Consider the following 16,724-nt stretch of genomic DNA (forward strand, 5'->3'; position numbering starts at 1 on the left):
GAGCGCGATGATTTTATCCGCGCACCGCGCGGTACAATAAACTCCTACTTCCTAACTCCTAACTCCTCATTATTAATCGTGAGCATGCCCCGTTCTCGTTTTAAGATACCGTCCATTTCCAGCATGGTGACGATGGACATCACACGGGCCGGGGCCATATCGCACTGCTCAACTAATTCTGCCGGCGTCAGAGCGCCGCCCCGCACCAGCTCCGCGACCTGCCGTTCCTCCGCTGTGAGGTTTTCGGGAAGCGGTTTTGCCGCGGCGGGCTCGTCCGCCTGCGGCGCGGAGAGCGGCTTAACCGCCTGCCGCTGTTCCACCGCCTGCCATGCGGCTTTCGCATCCGCCGTTTGTCCGCCCGCCTGCCGCAAAAAGGCTTCGCGCACGCGCGCGCTGTCGGGCGGTGCGGGCAGCATACCGGCATAGGCGCGCAGAAGCGTTTCCGGTCCGGTCAGGATTGCGGCCTCGCCGCGCTCCAAAAGCTCGTTGCAGCCGGCGGAGCAGCCCGCGTCCACCGGGCCGGGCACGGCGTAAACATCCCGCCCCTGATCGAGCGCGTGGTGCGCGGTCAGCATGGTGCCCGAACGGTAGCTGCGCGCTTCCACGACGACCGACGCGACCGCAAGGCCGCTGATGATACGGTTGCGCGCCGGGAATAGCCCGCCTTTATGCACGGTGCCCGGCGGGTTTTCACTGACGACCGCGCCGGAAAGCAGGATATCGCCCATCAGCCGCCGGTTTTCCTGTGGGTAGCATAGATCCACGCCGCCCGCGAGCACGGCCACAGTGATGCCGCCGCCGCGCAGCGCGCCCCGGTGGGCGGCCGCGTCCGCGCCGCGCGCCATACCGCTTACCGTAACAAAGCCCGCCTCGGCGAGCGACCGTCCAAGCCCTTCGGCCATGCGCACGCCGTAAGGCGTTGGCTCGCGCGAACCGACCACCGCGATACCGGGCGCGGCGTCCAGATCGGGCCAGCGCCCCCGCACATAGAGGACGAGCGGCGGATCGGCGATCGCGCGCAGCCGGTCGGGGTAGGCGCTGTCGCCAAGGGTCAGGATGCGGATATCCTTCTTTTCGCAATCCGACAGGATATCATGCGCGCGGGTCAGGGACTTGTCCATCAGGCATTCCACCTGCCGGCGGTTCAGCCCGGCGGCGGAAGCGGCAAGAGCGGCGCGGTCCGCCGCGTACACCGCGTCCGGCGAACCGAACGCCTGCACGGCCAGATTTGCCGCCTGCGGCCCCAGCCCCGGCAATGTCGCCAGCCAAAGATAGCTTTGCAATGCAGACACCGTTCAACACCCCTTTTGTTAAATTAGGAATTAGTAGTTAGTAATTAGTAATGAAAGGACATCGATCCACGGTTATTTCCCGTGCAATTACTAACTACTAATTACTCATTACTAATTATTTTGTCATTTCATAGATCAAAATTGATGCGGCGACGCCCGCGTTGAGTGATTCGGCGCGCCCCGCCATCGGGATGATCACGGAGCCGTCCGCCGCGTCAAGCGCGGCCTGCGTCACGCCCGCGCCCTCGCTGCCGACGATCACGGCGGCGTTTTCCATTGCGCTGTCGCAAATGGGTACGGCGTCCGCTCGCAAGGCGGCGGCATAAATACGCAGCCCGTTTTGCCGCAGCAGCGACACCGCCTCCAAAAGCGGCAGGCGCGGACAGGGCAAGCGGAAAATGGCCCCCATCGTCGCCCGCACTACCTTGGGGGAAAACGGATCAGCGCAGCCTTCGCACAATACCACGCCGCCAAGCGCGAACGCATCGGCAGACCGCAAAATTGTGCCAAGGTTGCCGGGATCCTGCACCCCATCGAGCAAGAGCACAGGCTTTTGCTCCGCAAGGATATCCGCGCCCCACCGCGGCTGCGCGCAGGAAAACAGCACGCGGCCCGGCGTTTCCACCTCGGAGGCGGAACGAAACAGCGCGTCCGGCGCCTCGTACAGCTTGGCGCCGGCCTCCTCCGCTTTGCCGAGGAGCGCGGAAAACGCCGCGTCCTTCTCCCCCGCCCGCGCGATCACCGTGCCGATTTTCGCGTTTGACGATAGCGCTTCGCGCAGCATCTTTTCGCCCTCGCACAGCATTTCGCCGGTCTCGCGGCGGTACTTCTTTTTCACGGCCCAGCCGGGCCAGATGGCGAAGCGCCGCGTTCTGTTTGCTTTCAATGATGATCATTCGAGCTCCACCACCTGATTGACATTTTCGTTCGTGCCGATCACGATCAACACATCGCCTTCCGCGATCACTTGATCGACCGCCGGGGTCACATCGACCTTGCCGCCCTCGCCGTGGCGGATGGCCAATACGTTGATCAGATATTTGGCGCGCACATTGAGCTGGCCCAGCGAGTGCCCGATCCAGCTATGCGGCGGATGAATTTCCACGATCGAAAAATCATCGCTCACGCCGATATAATCGACCACGTTGGTGCGCGCGAGCCGCTGTGCCAAACGCTGGCCCATCTCGCTTTCGGGCAGCACCACACGGTCCGCGCCGATGCGTTCAAGCACGCGGGCGTGCACCGGGCTTTGGGCCTTGGCCACGATATATTTGGCGCCCATATCCTTCAGCATGACCGTGATGAGCACGCTTGCCTCCAGATCGGTGCCGACCGAAACGATGCAGCAATCGAAGTTGCGCGCGCCGACCGAGCGCAGAACGGCTTCATCCTCGCCGTCGCCCACGATAGCCTGCGTCACGCTGTCCGCGATGCGCTGTACGTTTTCCTCGCTGGAATCCAGCACAAGGACTTCCTGTCCAAGCAGCGACAGCTCGCGCGCCACCGCCATACCAAACCGTCCAAGGCCGATCACTAAAAAGGATTTCATTACGTTACTCCCCGTCATTTAATTAGTAATTAGTAGGTAGTAATTTACAGGCAGGAGTCTGCGGCTATTGCGCAAAGCCGCTACCACAATTCCTAATTACTAATTCCTAACTCCTAATTACAAGCTTCATCCCACCATGACAAACCCTTCCGGGTAGTGCATCTTGGGCGGTTCGCGGCGGCGCATGAGCACGGCGACGCCCAGCGTCAGCACACCCACGCGGCCAAGGTACATCAGCGCGATCAATATGAAATGCGACACCGTGCCCAGCGCGGGCGTCAGCCCCATGGACAGGCCGACCGTTGCAAACGCGGATACCGCTTCAAACAGGCACTGGTGAAAGGGCGCGGCCTCCAAAAAGGAGATGGCGCACGCGCCGGTCAGGCTGAGCATAAAACCGACGATCAGCATGGTCACGGCGTTCATCACGCTGCGCGGCGCAATGGCCCGGCCAAAGGCGAATACCGTCGTCCTGCCGCGCAGAGCCGAAAGCGTGGAAAGCAGCAGGATCGCCGCTGTGACTGTTTTTACGCCGCCCGCCGTCGATCCGGGTGATCCGCCGATCAGCATCAGAAAGCAGCCGAGCGCCTGACTTGGCCCGGTCAGCGCCGCCTGGTCGATCGTGTTAAAGCCCGCCGTGCGCAGCGTGACCGACTGGAAGCCCGCGGCCAACAGCTTGCCGCCCGTATTGAGCTGGCCAAGCGTGGACGGGTTGCCCCACTCGAACAACAGCGTTAGTCCGAAGCCCGCGAGCAGCAAAATGCCGGTCGTGACGAGTACCAGCTTGGTATGCAGGTGCAGGCGCTTAAAATTGCGCTTATCCCACACATCGCTCCACACGAAAAAGCCGAGGCCGCCGACCACGACCAGCACCATCAGCGTTAAAGAAACGATCGGATCGGAAACATAAGCCGTCACCGAGGGGTAGAGCCTGCCCGGCTCACCCATCAAATCAAAGCCCGCGTTGCAGAAAGCGGATACCGCGTGGAACACGCCCATTTTTACGCCGCGCGCCGGTCCGACGAGCGGGATAAAGCGCAAGGCAAGCACCACCGCACCCGCGCCCTCAAACGCGAGCGTGCCGAACAGCACGCGGCGCGTCAGCCGCACGATACCGGCGTTTTCGGTCATATTGAGGCCCGCGCCCATCACCATGCGCTCGCGCAGCGCGATCGTCCGGCGCAGCAGGAAGGAGGCGAGCGAAGCCATGGTCATAAACCCAAGGCCGCCGATCTGGATGAGCAGCAAAATCACCAGATGACCGAAATTCGACCAATAGGTGGCCGTATCATGCACCACCAGACCGGTGACGCAGGTTGCGGAGGTAGCGGTGAACAGCGCATCCTGAAAGGAAGTGAAATCGCCGTTTCTGGATGAGACCGGAAGCGTCAGCAACACCGCGCCCAGCAGGATAATGCCGATAAATCCAAGGGCCATAACGGACGTGGGCCGCCAGCACCTACGGCCACGCCCTAACGTATGGGAAAACGTAGTAAAACCTCTCCCCTCGAAAAGAAATACGAAATGCTGAAAGCCTGAACGGCACCCGTTCAGGCTTTATGTGCGGTTTAGTCCGCGCCCAGCGGTTTCATGGTCGGGAACAATAAAACGTCGCGGATGGAGGCCGAATCGGTCAGGAACATGACCAGACGGTCGATGCCCATACCCATGCCGCCCGTGGGGGGCATGCCGTATTCCAGCGCGGTGACAAAATCGTCGTCCATCATATTGGCTTCGTCGTCGCCCGCAGCGCGCAGCGCGACCTGACGCTCAAAGCGTCCGCGCTGGTCGATCGGGTCGTTCAGCTCGGAGAAGGCGTTGGCCAGCTCGCGGCCGAACACAAACAGCTCGAACCGCTCGGTCAGGCGGGGATCGGACGCCATGCGCTTTGCCAGCGGCGATACCTCGACCGGGTAATCGATGATGAAAGTGGGCTGGGTGAGCTTTTCTTCGACAAATTCCTCAAAGCACAACGCGAGCAGGTCGCCCCAGCTCTCCTTGCCCTTTTCGGTTTCCACGCCCTTGGCCTTTACTTGGCGCAGGGCTTCCTCGCCGTCGATATTCATAAAATCGATCCCAGCGTACTCCTTGACCGCGTCCGCCATGGTCTGGCGCTTCCAGCCCTTGGCAAAGTCGATCTCCGCGCCCTGATAGGTCACCTTGGTTTTGCCCAGCACCGCGTTGCACACGTGCACGATCATATCCTCGGTGATGTCCATCATGCCGTTATAATCGGTATAGGCCTGATAAAGCTCAATGGTGGTAAACTCCGGATTGTGCTTGGTATCCATGCCTTCGTTGCGGAAGATACGGCCGATCTCGTACACCTGCTCCAAGCCGCCCACGATCAGGCGCTTGAGGTGCAGCTCGGTCGCGATGCGCATGTACATATCGATATCGAGCGCGTTATGGTGCGTGATGAACGGACGGGCCGCCGCGCCGCCGGGGATGGTGTTCAGGCACGGAGTCTCGACCTCCATAAAGCCGCGGCCATCCATAAAGCGGCGAATTTCGCGCACAATAGCGGAGCGCTTTTCAAAGGTATCGCGCACCTCGGGGTTGACGATCAGGTCAACATAGCGCTGGCGGTAGCGCATATCGGTATCCTTCAGGCCGTGCCACTTTTCGGGCAGGGGCAAAAGGTTCTTGGAGAGCAGCGTCAGCTCCTGCACGGCAACGGAGATCTCGCCCTTCTGGGTGCGAAAAACCTCGCCGGAGACGCCGATCAGATCGCCGATGTCCAGCTTTTTGTAGCCCTTATACTCCTCTTCGCCGATGTTGTCGCGCTTGATATAAAGCTGCAACCGGCCGCGGCGGTCGGAAAGGTCGGAAAAGGACGCCTTGCCCATGATGCGCTTCGACATCATGCGGCCCGCGAGGCGAACGGTCTGCCCTTCGAGCGCGTCAAAGTTTTCGTGGATCTCGTTTGTGTGGTGGGTGCGCTCAAAGCGCACCTGCTGGAACGGGTCGGCCCCGGCCTGCTGGAGCTCGGCGAGCTTTTCGCGGCGAATGCGCGCAAGCTCGTGCAGCTCTTCGGCGGTCGGTTCTGCCGCCTGCGGGTTTTGCTCAACTGCCATATCTTTCACCTATCTTTAAATATCGATTACTTCTTGATTTCGAGGATCTTGTACTTGACCGTGCCGGAGGGCGCTTCCACCTCTACGATCTTGCCCACCTTTTTGCCCAGCATGGCCTTGCCAAAGGGGGATTCGTCGGAAATCTTGCCTTCCATGGGATCGGCTTCCTGCGAGCCGACGAAGTGGTACTCCTCTTCCTCGCCGAACTCCATATCCTTTACGACAAAGCGGCAGCCGGGCGATACCTCGTCCGCCGAGTACATATCTTCATTAATAATGACCGCGTGCGAGACAATATTCTCAAGCTCCGCGATACGAGAGAAAACCTTGCCCTGTTCGTTTTTCGCTTCGTCGTACTCCGAGTTCTCCGAAAGGTCACCGAAGGAGCGGGCTTCCTTGATCTGTTCCGCGACTTCTTTTTCGCGTACAGTTTTTAAATATTCCAGTTCGTCGCTCAGTTTATCCAGACTTTCCTGTGTCATCTTAAATTCTTTTGCCATAATCGAAACCTTCTCATTCTACGGAATCGGCCCAACTGGAGCCGTACAATACTCACTATTATATGTAAGGAAAACAGCAATGTCAAGCGACGATCAATTTTTTTGCCTAATTTGCCATATCCACGCCAGCTTATGCGCGCTTTTTGTGCTTTATTCGCCCATGCGCAAAAAAAGGGCGGCGGTATTCCCCCGTCGCCCGTGTCGATTGCTATTTTTCTTCCAGTCGGTAGCGCCGCATAGCCTCCGGCAGCGTATCCTCCCGGTCGTCGCCCGGCCAGCGCGCCCGTTGCAGCTCATAGCCGCCCAGCATATAAATTTCGCGCACCGAGCGGTCGATCGCCTCCTGCCGCGTGCAGTACGCGCGGAACTGATTAACCTTTACCTCGTCCGCGAGCCGCCGCTCGACCGCCGCTTTATGCGCTTCCGCCGTCAATCTGAGCTGCTGCACATACGCCCGCCCGCAATAATGCGCAAACTCAGCCTCCGCCTGCTTGAGGTCCGGCGCGCCCTCCGCCTTGCCCAGAAACACCAGCATGGCGTGCGCCTGACCATAGGCGACAAAATAACCGCGCAGCGCGTCTAAATAGATCCAAATGTCGTACATTTCCTCGGTCAGCGCGTTACAGGCGGCGATGTCAAAGCCTTCGTAAACACGATCCATCAGCTTTCTGTTTTCCTCCAGCGCCTGCTGATAGCCCTGTCCAAAGTCCTTCAGATACCGGTTCAGCTCTTCCGTTATCCCGTCAAAGTCCGCGTGCTCGTCCGGCGCGAGCGCCTTGATCGCATATGACAGAATGCTCATAGCATCAAATCTCCTTTTTCTTGATAGCTATATGATGTGTCATTTTGGCACAAATATGAAAGCACAATTTCTTGTCATGCTATACTGATCAAAGAAAAATTTGAGGGATGAAATATGGAGTTTTTTATGGGACGGCGCTTGAAAACAGCGCGCATTAGCCGAGGACTGACCGGTGAACAATTAGCAGAATTGTGTCACATCAACGCGACCTATCTTCGCCAAATCGAAGCAGAGCGCAAAACACCAAGTCTGCCGGTATTTATCAGCCTGTGTAACGAGCTCAAGGTATCGCCGACTTATTTACTGGTCGATGTTTTAATAGAAAACGAACTAAGCGATTTCGGCGTGCTTTACGAACTATGGGAAAGCGCAACGCCGGCACAAATTGAAATTGTGACCGCCATGGTCCGTAGTGCGTTGAAACATATGTAATCTTTCATGCTTTCAACTTGTACACATGCACGAAGAAGCATCGTGCGGCCGAGTGGGGTCACTCGGCCCTACTTCTTTGTAGGGCGTGGTGACCCCACCACGCCGTTCCTTTGGTCACGAGCGCGGCGAACCGCCAACGCTACTTTAATACCTCTATCGCCTTTTGCAGCTGCGGGTCCTCCTCGGGCTCCAAAAAGTAAAAGTTCTTCCGTTGCTCTTCGGTAAGATTCACCTCAATATCGGGCGCGATTCCCTTGCCCGCAAGGCTCACACCCTTGGGTGTGAAATACTCCTCCTCCGACAGGTTGACCGCCGAGCCGTCGGACAGCTTGAACGTCTGCTGCGCGCGGCCCTTGCCCGTCGTATGCGTGCCAATCAGCGTCGCGCGGCCATATTCCTGCAAGGCAGCCGGGAAAAACTCGCCGGCAGAGATGGAACGTTCATCGATCAGCACCGCGATCGGCAGGTCGATCATCTCCGCGTCCGACGAATAAACGGTCTCCTTGCCCTCGCGCGTGCGCAGCGTCATGACCGTGCCCTCGGGCAGAAGCGGGTCGAGCGCTTCGCTCAGCTCGGTGACCCGGCCGCCGCCGTTGCGCCGCACATCGATGATGAGCGCCCGCGCGCCCTGCTCGATCAGGCCGTCCAGCGCCGCCTTGAACTGCTCGGCGGCGCCCGCGTGAAAGCTTGCGATGCGTAAGTACCCGATCTGATCCTCCAGCATTTCGCCCCAAGAGATGCGCTGCACCACCATGGCGCGCGTCATCGCAAGCGTTTTTTGCTCGCCGGTCTCGCCCTTGCGGATGGTCACGGATACCTCGGTCCCCTCTTCGCCCGCGACGGCGCTGATCACTTCGCTCGCCCCGTCCTTTTCGGTGGTTTTGTCGTCCGCGCCCAAGATATAGTCACCCTTTTGGACGCCCGCCTTTTCCGCCGGCGAATCGTCGTAAACCTCGCTCACGCGGATCTCCTTATCGCTCGAAACAACGGAAACGCCGATACCGCAGGTCTTCCCCTCGCTCGACAGGCTATATTCCTCGTATTCCTCCGCCGTCATGTAATAGGACCATTTATCCTCCAGCCCTGCGACATAGCCGGTCGCCGCGTAATCGGCCAGCTTTTCTTGGTCGATATCGCCCACGAACACGCGGTTTGTAATATCGTCTATTTCATGCAGCTTGCTTTGCACCGCCCGGTTGGGCCATGCAAACGCCGCATAGCTGCCCGCCACGCCTACCGCGAGCGCCATCAGGCACATCACGCAAGCCGTTAAAACAGAAACTCGCTTTTCCCTCATTTAAATTCGCCTTTCCTCAAAAACAGGGGGAGAGCGTTTTGTGCTCTCCCCCCCAGATGTCGATCAATTAAAATGTAAAGTAGCTCTTCGGGTCGGTGGTCTGACCGTTGACGTACACCTCGAAGTGAAGGTGCGGGCCGGTGGAGTTGCCGGTAGAACCGACATAGCCGATCACCTGTCCCTGCTCGACATACTGGCCCACCGAAACGACCTGACTGGACTGGTGGCCGTAAGCCGTCATAACGCCGCCGCCGTGGTCGATGACCGTATAGTTGCCATAGCCGGAAACCCAGCCCGCGGTGGTGACGGTACCGGAGGCCGCCGCCAAGATCTCCGCGCCGTAGCCCGCCGGGATATCCTCGCCCGCGTGGAACTTACGGGTGCCGAAGATCGGGTGGATACGCCAGCCGTACGCCGAGGAATTGGAGGTGCAGCTCGGCGTGGGCCAAACAAAGGTGCCAGAATACGGGATGCCGCCCGCCGCCGCGGACTGGCGGCTCATCGCCGCGATTTCGCTGCTGACGGACGCCATTTCACTGGCGATGCGGTCATACTCGGCCTCTTGCTCGGATTTATAGGCTTCCAGACTTTCCTGCAAGGCGGCCTGCTGCTTTTCGTTCGCCGCAAGCTCATCCGCCTTGTAGCTCAGGTTTTCCTGATAGTTTTTCTGTTCATCCTGCGTGGTCTGCAATTCGTCGCGCTTCTTTTCAATGTCTTCCTTAGCGGCGCGGAACTCCTCGACCACCTTCTTGTTATGGTCGATCAGCTGGGTGACGACCTCGATGCGGGAAAGCATATCCGTAAGGCTTTTGGAGTTAAGGACAACTTCCAGATAGGAAGTGTCGCCCTGCTCATAGGTCTCGCGCACGCACTCGTCGAGCTGATCCTTCTTGACCTGCAACTGCTCTTCCGCGACCGTCAACTCGCTGGTTTTCACATCGATCTGGGTTTGCAGGCGGCTTATGTAATCCTCAACCGTGGCGATTTCCTGCTTGGTCAGCTCGATCTCGCTGTTGAGCGCTTTTCGCGCGGCCTCGATATCGCTCACCTGATCGCCTAGAGAAGCCAGTTCCGCTTTAATAGCGGATTTCTGTTCCTCCAAGGTGGATAGCTTATCCTTTAATTCATCCGCGTCCGCCGCCCCCGCCAGAGGGACCAGACCGGAAACGACCACGGAAACCACCATGACGATCACAAGGATCGCGGCGATCGCACCGGAGATCATACGAATGGTCTTTTTGCTCATCATAGAAATCACATCGCTCCTTTGCTCAATCGGGAATCAGACATTCATAAACTTGCGGATGCTCGTAACCGAGCCGCCGATGCCGAACAGCACGCCCGCTCCCGCGAACACGCCGAGCACCAGATACCGCAGGTGGTCAAACGGAACAAGATCGAGCAGCGGTATGACGCCGGAAACAACATTTTGCATTTCGGTATACACGCCCCACTCGGCAAAGAAAGCCAATACACCGGCGAACAGGCCAAGCACCATGCCCTCGATCACAAAGGGCCAGCGGATGAACCAGTTGGTCGCGCCGACCATCTTCTGAATGGATATCTCCTCGCGGCGGGCAAACATGGCCAGCTTTACGGTGTTGGAGATGATAAAGATCGAAATGAGCGCCAACGCCACGACCATGGCCAACGCGACAATGTTGAACACGCGCTGAATCTGCACCAGCTTGGCAATGGCGGAAGCATCCGCGCGAACGCGGGCCACGCCTTCCACGGCTTCGATCTCGGCGATCGTCTGGCTGGCGATGCTGGCGTCCTTAAAGGTCAAAACAAAGGAGTTGCGCAGCGGGTTGTTGCTCGAATCGTAAATATCGAGAATATCGGAATCCTCGCCCATATCGATGCGGTAGTTGGCAAGCGCCTGATCGCGGTCTACGAATTCTATGGTCGCGACGTTCTCAATATCCTTAAAATCGCGGCCAAGGCTTTTGGCGGCGCGGGTATCGAGGCTGTCGTCAATGAAAACGACGATCTCGCTTTGCTTTTGCAAATCGACGATATTCAGGTCGATATTGAGCGCGATCAGCGTCACGGTCCCGGTAAGAAGGAGACAGGCCAGCATAATGATCACAGCGGCGATGGACATAAAGCCGTGCGAAAAAATGTTGCGAAAGCCTTCCTTCCAGTAATAACTAAAGCTTCTCATAATTATAGTACCCACCTGTCTGGTCGCTGATGATTTCGCCCTGATCGATCACGACGACGCGCTTTTCAAACTCGTCCACAAGCCCCTTTTCGTGCGTGACGATCAGCACGGTCGTGCCCAATTCGTTGATCTTCTCGAACAGCGTCATCAGTTCGAGGGAGCGGGCGGGATCAAGGTTGCCAGTCGGTTCGTCCGCAATGATCAGGCGCGGATTATTGACCAGCGCGCGGGCCACCGCGACACGCTGCTGCTCGCCGCCCGAAAGGTTCATCGGCTTTTCACCGGCCTTTTCCGCAAGGCCGACCAGATCGAGCACATACGGCACGCGTTCTTTGATCGCGCGGCTTTTGGCGCCGATCGTCCGCATCGCAAAGGCGACGTTTTCATAGACCGTCTTATTCACGATCAGGCGAAAATCCTGAAACACCACGCCAAGCGTGCGCCGCAGGTAAGGAATCTGCCGTTTTTTCATTTCCCCAATGTTGTAGTTATTGACCAGTACCCGCCCTTCGGTGGGCCGCACCTCGCCGGTCAAAAGCTTTATCATGGTCGTTTTGCCCGAACCGGACGCGCCGACCAAAAAGACAAATTCGCCCGCTTCAATGTGCAGGCTCACTTTGTTCACAGCGCGCGTGCCATTGTCGTACACCATGGTGGCGTCTGTCATTCGTATCACAGGTAGTCCTCCCCGGATTTCTGTTCTTTTTGCAAAAAAAGACAAAGGCGCGTGCGTATGCGCGCCTCTGTCTATTGTAACAGATATTCCCCAAACGCGCAAGTCGACAATTCCTGTCAAAACCCCGCATAAGACGGTTTTTTTGTGAAGATTTCATGGATTTTTGGTAACACCGGCAATTCTTCCGCGCCGATTCCGCATCCCCGGTCGAAACTCTGTATTTTGATAAAACGCTTTTACCGGTTGTTCTCCTCGCGGCTCGCCAGATACTTGCGTACCATGAGCGCGACCTTGAATACGATCGCGTGGTCAAACTCGCGCAGATCGAGACCGGTGAGCTTCTTGATCTTTTCCAGACGGTACACCAGCGTGTTGCGGTGCACGAACAACTTGCGCGAAGTCTCGGACACGTTCAGGTTGTTCTCAAAAAACTTTTGAATGGTAAAGAGCGTTTCCTGATCGAGCGAATCGATAGAGCCTTTTTTGAACACCTCGGTCAAGAACATTTCGCACAGCGTGATCGGAAGCTGATAGATCAGTCGGCCAATGCCGAGGTTTTCAAAGCTGATGATACTCTTTTCCGTATCGAACACGCCGCCGACCTCAATCGCGGTCTGCGCTTCCTTAAAGGAGCGGGCGATGTCCTTCATCTGGGACGAGATCGAACCGATGCCAATCAGGCTCTTGACCGAAAGCTCGGTTTCGAGCGCCTCTTCGATCGCCGCGGCGGACTTGGTCAGCTCCTTCAAATCACAGCCGGCCTTGACCTCGCGAACGACGACGATATCGCTCTCCGAAATATGCAGCACAAAATCGCGCTGCTTGTCCGGAAACAGGCTGGTCACCACGTCGATGGCGGCGACGTCCGCCGGGGCCTGCTGGCGGATCAGGAATACCACGCGCGGCACATCGTTCCCAAAGTGCAGTTCGCGGGACTTGATGTAGATATCGCCGGGCAGGATATTATCCAGAATGATGTTTTTTACAAAAGTCGCCTTGTCGTGCTTTTCATCATAAAGCGTCTTGACGTTGTTGATCGCGACTGCCACCAGCGAACAAATGCTGCGGGCAAGCTCATCCTCGCCCTGTACAAACACGGCGTACTCCATGCGGGAGGTCCTGTCCCCCGTGGTGTGGTAAGTATATCCGCCAAAGCGCACCAACTCTCCGGCAAAGCCAAGCTCGGTGACCGCTTCCTCGCGCATCTCACCGATACGAGGCAGATCGGTGCATGCGATAACCGCTCCTGAAGCATCCACGATGCCAATGGTGCGATCCACCGTATCCTTCATCTGCAAAATGATCGACTGGAACAATCTCGAAGCCATTTCCATCACCTTTCCCGACTGTCGTTTACCCTCTTCTTCTCCTGCGCCGAACGCGCCCCTCATCTGAAGGTCTCTTCTTTGTGCGCTGTCATATGCGTGCTCGTTTAAACGGTTATGAGGAACCATCATTGTTCACAAGAATAAGACGGCATCCCTGTGCATTTTAAGTAATTATATCACAACCGTCAATAGTTTTGTACAAATTTTTTAAAAATTCTTTGTAGAAATTTTATTTTTTTGTTGAGGTCGCCGCGGCAAGCCCCTCCGAAGGGCGCAAAAGCGCGATTTCAGCCTCCGTCAGCGGACGGTATGCGCCGGACGCGAGCGACGTGTCCAGCCCCAGCGCGCCGATCGACAGCCGCTTGAGCGCGGTCACCTCCGCCCCCACGGCTTTGAGCATGCGTTTCACTTGATGGTACTTGCCCTCGCACAGGGTCACGCGCACGGTGAGCGCGGGCGCGTCGCGCACGATCTCCAACGCGGCGGGGCGGCATACCGTGCCGTCCCCCAGCGTCAGCCCCTCGTGAAAACGGGCTTCGGCGTCCGGCGCGAGCTCACCATCGCACACGGCTTCGTACAGCTTTTGCACATGGCGGCCCGGGGCCATGAGCGCGTGGCTCAAAGCGCCGTCGTCCGTGATCAAAAGCAGCCCTTCCGTGTCCTTATCTAGCCGGCCGATCGCAAACAGGCCCTTGCGTTCGTTCTCGGGAAACAGTTCCATCACCGTTTGATGGCGGCCGTCCCTGTTGGCGGTTATGACGCCGGCGGGTTTATTGAGCATATAATACCGCTGCGCGCGGTAACAAAGCGCCCTGCCGTCCAGCGTGAGCGCGGCAAGATCGGGATCGGCCTTATACGCGGGATCGCGTACGGTTTGTCCGTCCACTGTCACACGGCCCGCGCGGACCCACGCGGCGACCTCGCGCCTGCTGCCGCAGTTGAGATGTGTGAGAATTTTATCCAAACGCATTCCGGGCATTTTGTGCCTCCCGACCATCGATTACTGCAAATAGCATAACACTTTTTCGCAATTTGCACAATAGACAATCGTAAAAAAAGTGTATTTCTATCAGGCAACCGTGCGAAACAGAGAAACCAACAGCCATTTTTTGTGCGAATCGGCGTATACATTTGCATAAAAACAGCCCGCCGCAGACTCTGCTGCGGCGGGCTTTAGCGTGTCAAAGAACCTCTCGCGCCGCAGCGCGCATAAAATCGAATTTTGCCGCAAGTGGCAAAATTCATAAAAACCGGGAGCACGTATCTCGGTTTTTATACAAACCGACTTCAAGTGTGCCTGTAAGGCGCGCGCAGAAGCCGGAATTCTCGATCGAAATGGGGCTTTGTTTCGATCGACAGACTGTCAAAACTTGTTTTTTGACAGTCTGCAGCCCGCCGCAGACTCTGCTGCGGCGGGCTTTGGGTGTCATATTACTCGCTTGGCGCGCTTTCTGGCGTATCGCCGGCGTCCGCCGGCGGGGTCTCCGCACTGTCGGATGGGGCGGCCGCGTCCTCTGATGGAGTCGCGTCGGGCGCCGCCGTGCCCTCAGAAGGCGTTTCCGCGCCTTCCTCCGGCGGGGTCTGGCCGTCCTGCTGGGGCTGGCCGGTCTGCGGCGCGGCCGTCTTTTCCTCCGGCATGCCGGTGATCCCGTGCACAAAGCCGTCCGCCTCGGCGGCGCTGATATCGGCCGCGATCAGCTTGTTTTTGCGGATGAGCAAATTGGCGGTCACGCCCTCCGCCCCGCTGGGATATTCGGTCAGTTCATAGGTGTAAAGCGTGGCGCGTTTGCCCTGATAGGGCGTTAGATCGAGGCCCTGCGCGAGCTGAATGGCGTTGTAGGCCTCGTATGTTTCATCGAAGGTCTTGGGCACCTGCACCTCGCGCTCGCTGCGCGGCTCCGGTTCGACCTTCCAGCCGAAGCTGTTTAGAAGCGCGACGCGCTGCTCATTGTTCTTTAGTTTGGCGTCCATCCCCTCGGCCGCCGTAGCCTCCGCGCTGGCCGGTTCCGCCGCGTCGGGCACAAGCGCCGATACGCCCCACACGACCGCACCGACCACTAAAACGCCCGCAATCGCCTTTTTTACCGATACCTTAGTTGCGTAAACGATCATTTTCGTCCCTCCTGCCGCTAACATGGTCTATCCTATGCGGCGGGCGGACGGGTCAGAACAAAAAAGTTAAACAAGCTCCGCGGCAAACGCCTGCGCGAGCGCGTGCAGGCTTTCGCGCTGCACCTCGGTCAGCGAGGACCTGAGCGAGACCGGGTTCTCCATCACGTTCATGGCTTTCATTTCTGCAAGGCGCGCGGCCATGTGCTTGGCCGCCACGGGCGCCCAAGTGCCGTTATCGATCAGGGCCACCGTGCGGTTCTGCACGTTCAGCGCCTTCATATCGCTCATCAGCGCTTCCATTTTGGGATGCAGATTGCCATTATACGTCGGCGCGGCAAAGACAAGATGACTGCACCGGAAGATTTCGGCGATCAGGTCGGACAGATCGGCGTCCGATACGTCGTACATCTTGATATCATGCACGCCCGCTTCGGCCAGTTCGCCCGCAAGGACGGAGGCGGCGTTTTCGGTATTGCCGTACATGGTGGCGTAAAGGATGAGCACCGCTTTATCTTCCGGTTCGTAGGTGCTCCATTTCTGGTATTTCTCCACCAGCACCTCCGGATGCGCGCGCCACACCGGCCCGTGCAGCGGGCAAAGGAACTGGATATCGAGCAGCGCGGCCTTTTTCAGCACCGTCTGCACCTGCGCGCCGTATTTTCCCACAATGTTGGCGTAATAACGGCGGGCGTCGGTCATCCAGTTCTGGTCAAAGGTGATCTCATCGTCAAACAAATTGCCGGCCAGCGCGCCGAACGTGCCGAAAGCGTCGGCGGAAAACAGGGTCTTGCCCAGCTCGTCGTAAGTGACCATGACCTCGGGCCAGTGCACCATGGGCGCCATGAGAAAATGCAGCGTATGGCGGCCGGTGGAGAGCTTGTCCCCCTCGGCGACGACGAGCGTGCGGTCGCTCACGTTGAGCGGGAAAAACTGGCCGATCATGGACAGGGCTTTTGCGCTGCAAACCAGCTTGACATCCGGCCAGCGGCGCAGCGTTTCGCCCAGCAGCACGCAGTGATCGGGCTCCATGTGGTGGATGACCAAATAATCGAGCGCGCGGCCATCCAAACCATGCTCCAAATTTTCAAAAAACAGGCGGCCAATGGCTTCATCCGCCGTATCAAACAGTACGGTCTTTTTCGTCCAGCAGCAGATAGCTGTTGTACGACACGCCGCGCGGGATTGGAAAAAGGTTTTCAAACCGGTTCAGCCGGCGGTCGCTGCCGCCGATATAAAGAAGATCATCCGTAATTTTTCTTGTGCAATACATATTAAGGTGTGCACCTCCATTACTTCTAAGTCTGCTTCCAGTATACCACGTATTTTTCTCTAAGTGTATACAAAAATCCTGCCACGCAAACCGTGCGCTTCGTCAAAAAAGCACGGATTCGCCGTATTTAATGCGCCCGCTCCGCCTTACGGGCGGCCGCGCACATGCCGCTTGCATGAAACCGGCCGCCCCTGCCCGGTCATGCTAGACCTGCCACTGCTC

Annotated in this window: 15 protein-coding genes and 1 pseudogene; 1 reads left to right on the plus strand and 15 read right to left on the minus strand. The window is 57.9% G+C overall.

Annotated features, from left to right (window positions below; translation table 11 throughout):
- Positions 1 to 44: 44 nt before the first annotated feature.
- From dprA to RWV98_RS11590, 7 genes are all read right to left on the minus strand, one after another.
- Positions 45 to 1,292, minus strand: coding sequence for a DNA-processing protein DprA (gene dprA, locus RWV98_RS11560; RefSeq protein ID WP_317860872.1), 1,248 nt, complete (start codon positions 1,290 to 1,292; stop codon positions 45 to 47).
- Positions 1,293 to 1,407: 115 nt separating this feature from the next.
- Complete coding sequence (locus RWV98_RS11565; protein WP_317860874.1) at positions 1,408 to 2,178, minus strand: TrmH family RNA methyltransferase; 771 nt, start codon at positions 2,176 to 2,178, stop codon at positions 1,408 to 1,410.
- Between the two features lie 6 nt (positions 2,179 to 2,184).
- Positions 2,185 to 2,841: a potassium channel family protein gene (locus tag RWV98_RS11570; RefSeq protein WP_280960722.1), complete on the minus strand. Its 657-nt coding sequence runs from the start codon at positions 2,839 to 2,841 to the stop codon at positions 2,185 to 2,187.
- 126 nt (positions 2,842 to 2,967) lie between these two features.
- Entirely contained in the window at positions 2,968 to 4,278 is a 1,311-nt protein-coding gene (locus tag RWV98_RS11575; protein WP_317860877.1) for a TrkH family potassium uptake protein, read from the minus strand.
- 131 nt (positions 4,279 to 4,409) lie between these two features.
- Complete coding sequence (gene lysS / locus RWV98_RS11580) at positions 4,410 to 5,918, minus strand: lysine--tRNA ligase (RefSeq protein ID WP_317860879.1); 1,509 nt, start codon at positions 5,916 to 5,918, stop codon at positions 4,410 to 4,412.
- A 26-nt stretch (positions 5,919 to 5,944) separates the two neighbouring features.
- Positions 5,945 to 6,418: a transcription elongation factor GreA gene (gene greA / locus RWV98_RS11585; protein WP_280960725.1), complete on the minus strand. Its 474-nt coding sequence runs from the start codon at positions 6,416 to 6,418 to the stop codon at positions 5,945 to 5,947.
- Positions 6,419 to 6,626: 208 nt separating this feature from the next.
- Positions 6,627 to 7,220, minus strand: coding sequence for a hypothetical protein (locus tag RWV98_RS11590; RefSeq protein WP_317860881.1), 594 nt, complete (start codon positions 7,218 to 7,220; stop codon positions 6,627 to 6,629).
- A gap of 114 nt (positions 7,221 to 7,334) precedes the next feature.
- Here RWV98_RS11590 and RWV98_RS11595 point away from each other — a divergent pair, with 114 nt between their 5' ends.
- Positions 7,335 to 7,652, plus strand: a complete 318-nt coding sequence (locus RWV98_RS11595; RefSeq protein ID WP_317860883.1) for a helix-turn-helix domain-containing protein — start codon at positions 7,335 to 7,337, stop codon at positions 7,650 to 7,652.
- 139 nt (positions 7,653 to 7,791) lie between these two features.
- Here the strand turns inward: RWV98_RS11595 and RWV98_RS11600 are convergent, their stop codons facing one another.
- From RWV98_RS11600 to RWV98_RS11635, 8 genes and pseudogenes are all read right to left on the minus strand, one after another.
- Positions 7,792 to 8,949, minus strand: coding sequence for a S41 family peptidase (locus tag RWV98_RS11600; protein WP_317860885.1), 1,158 nt, complete (start codon positions 8,947 to 8,949; stop codon positions 7,792 to 7,794).
- 67 nt (positions 8,950 to 9,016) lie between these two features.
- On the minus strand, positions 9,017 to 10,198 hold the full coding sequence (locus tag RWV98_RS11605) for a murein hydrolase activator EnvC family protein (RefSeq protein WP_280960728.1): 1,182 nt from the start codon (positions 10,196 to 10,198) through the stop codon (positions 9,017 to 9,019).
- A gap of 33 nt (positions 10,199 to 10,231) precedes the next feature.
- On the minus strand, positions 10,232 to 11,116 hold the full coding sequence (gene ftsX, locus RWV98_RS11610) for a permease-like cell division protein FtsX (protein WP_280960729.1): 885 nt from the start codon (positions 11,114 to 11,116) through the stop codon (positions 10,232 to 10,234).
- The gene (ftsE, locus tag RWV98_RS11615; protein ID WP_280960730.1) at positions 11,103 to 11,792 is read right to left on the minus strand and encodes a cell division ATP-binding protein FtsE; all 690 of its coding nucleotides are present in this window, start codon (positions 11,790 to 11,792) and stop codon (positions 11,103 to 11,105) included. Before ftsE ends, ftsX begins: the two co-directional genes overlap by 14 nt.
- Positions 11,793 to 12,028: 236 nt before the next feature.
- On the minus strand, positions 12,029 to 13,120 hold the full coding sequence (locus RWV98_RS11620; RefSeq protein WP_280960731.1) for a PucR family transcriptional regulator: 1,092 nt from the start codon (positions 13,118 to 13,120) through the stop codon (positions 12,029 to 12,031).
- A 229-nt stretch (positions 13,121 to 13,349) separates the two neighbouring features.
- A complete protein-coding gene (locus RWV98_RS11625) occupies positions 13,350 to 14,099 on the minus strand; it encodes a pseudouridine synthase (RefSeq protein ID WP_317860890.1) in 750 nt (249 codons plus the stop codon).
- Positions 14,100 to 14,551: 452 nt separating this feature from the next.
- Positions 14,552 to 15,232 carry a DUF4830 domain-containing protein gene (locus tag RWV98_RS11630; RefSeq protein WP_317860892.1) on the minus strand — a complete coding sequence of 227 codons (681 nt, stop codon included), beginning with the start codon at positions 15,230 to 15,232 and terminating at the stop codon, positions 14,552 to 14,554.
- A gap of 66 nt (positions 15,233 to 15,298) precedes the next feature.
- Positions 15,299 to 16,502 (minus strand): annotated as a pseudogene (locus RWV98_RS11635) (FprA family A-type flavoprotein).
- Positions 16,503 to 16,724: the final 222 nt, after the last annotated feature.

Source organism: Agathobaculum sp. NTUH-O15-33 (assembly GCF_033193315.1).
Lineage (GTDB): Bacteria > Bacillota > Clostridia > Oscillospirales > Butyricicoccaceae > Agathobaculum > Agathobaculum faecihominis_A.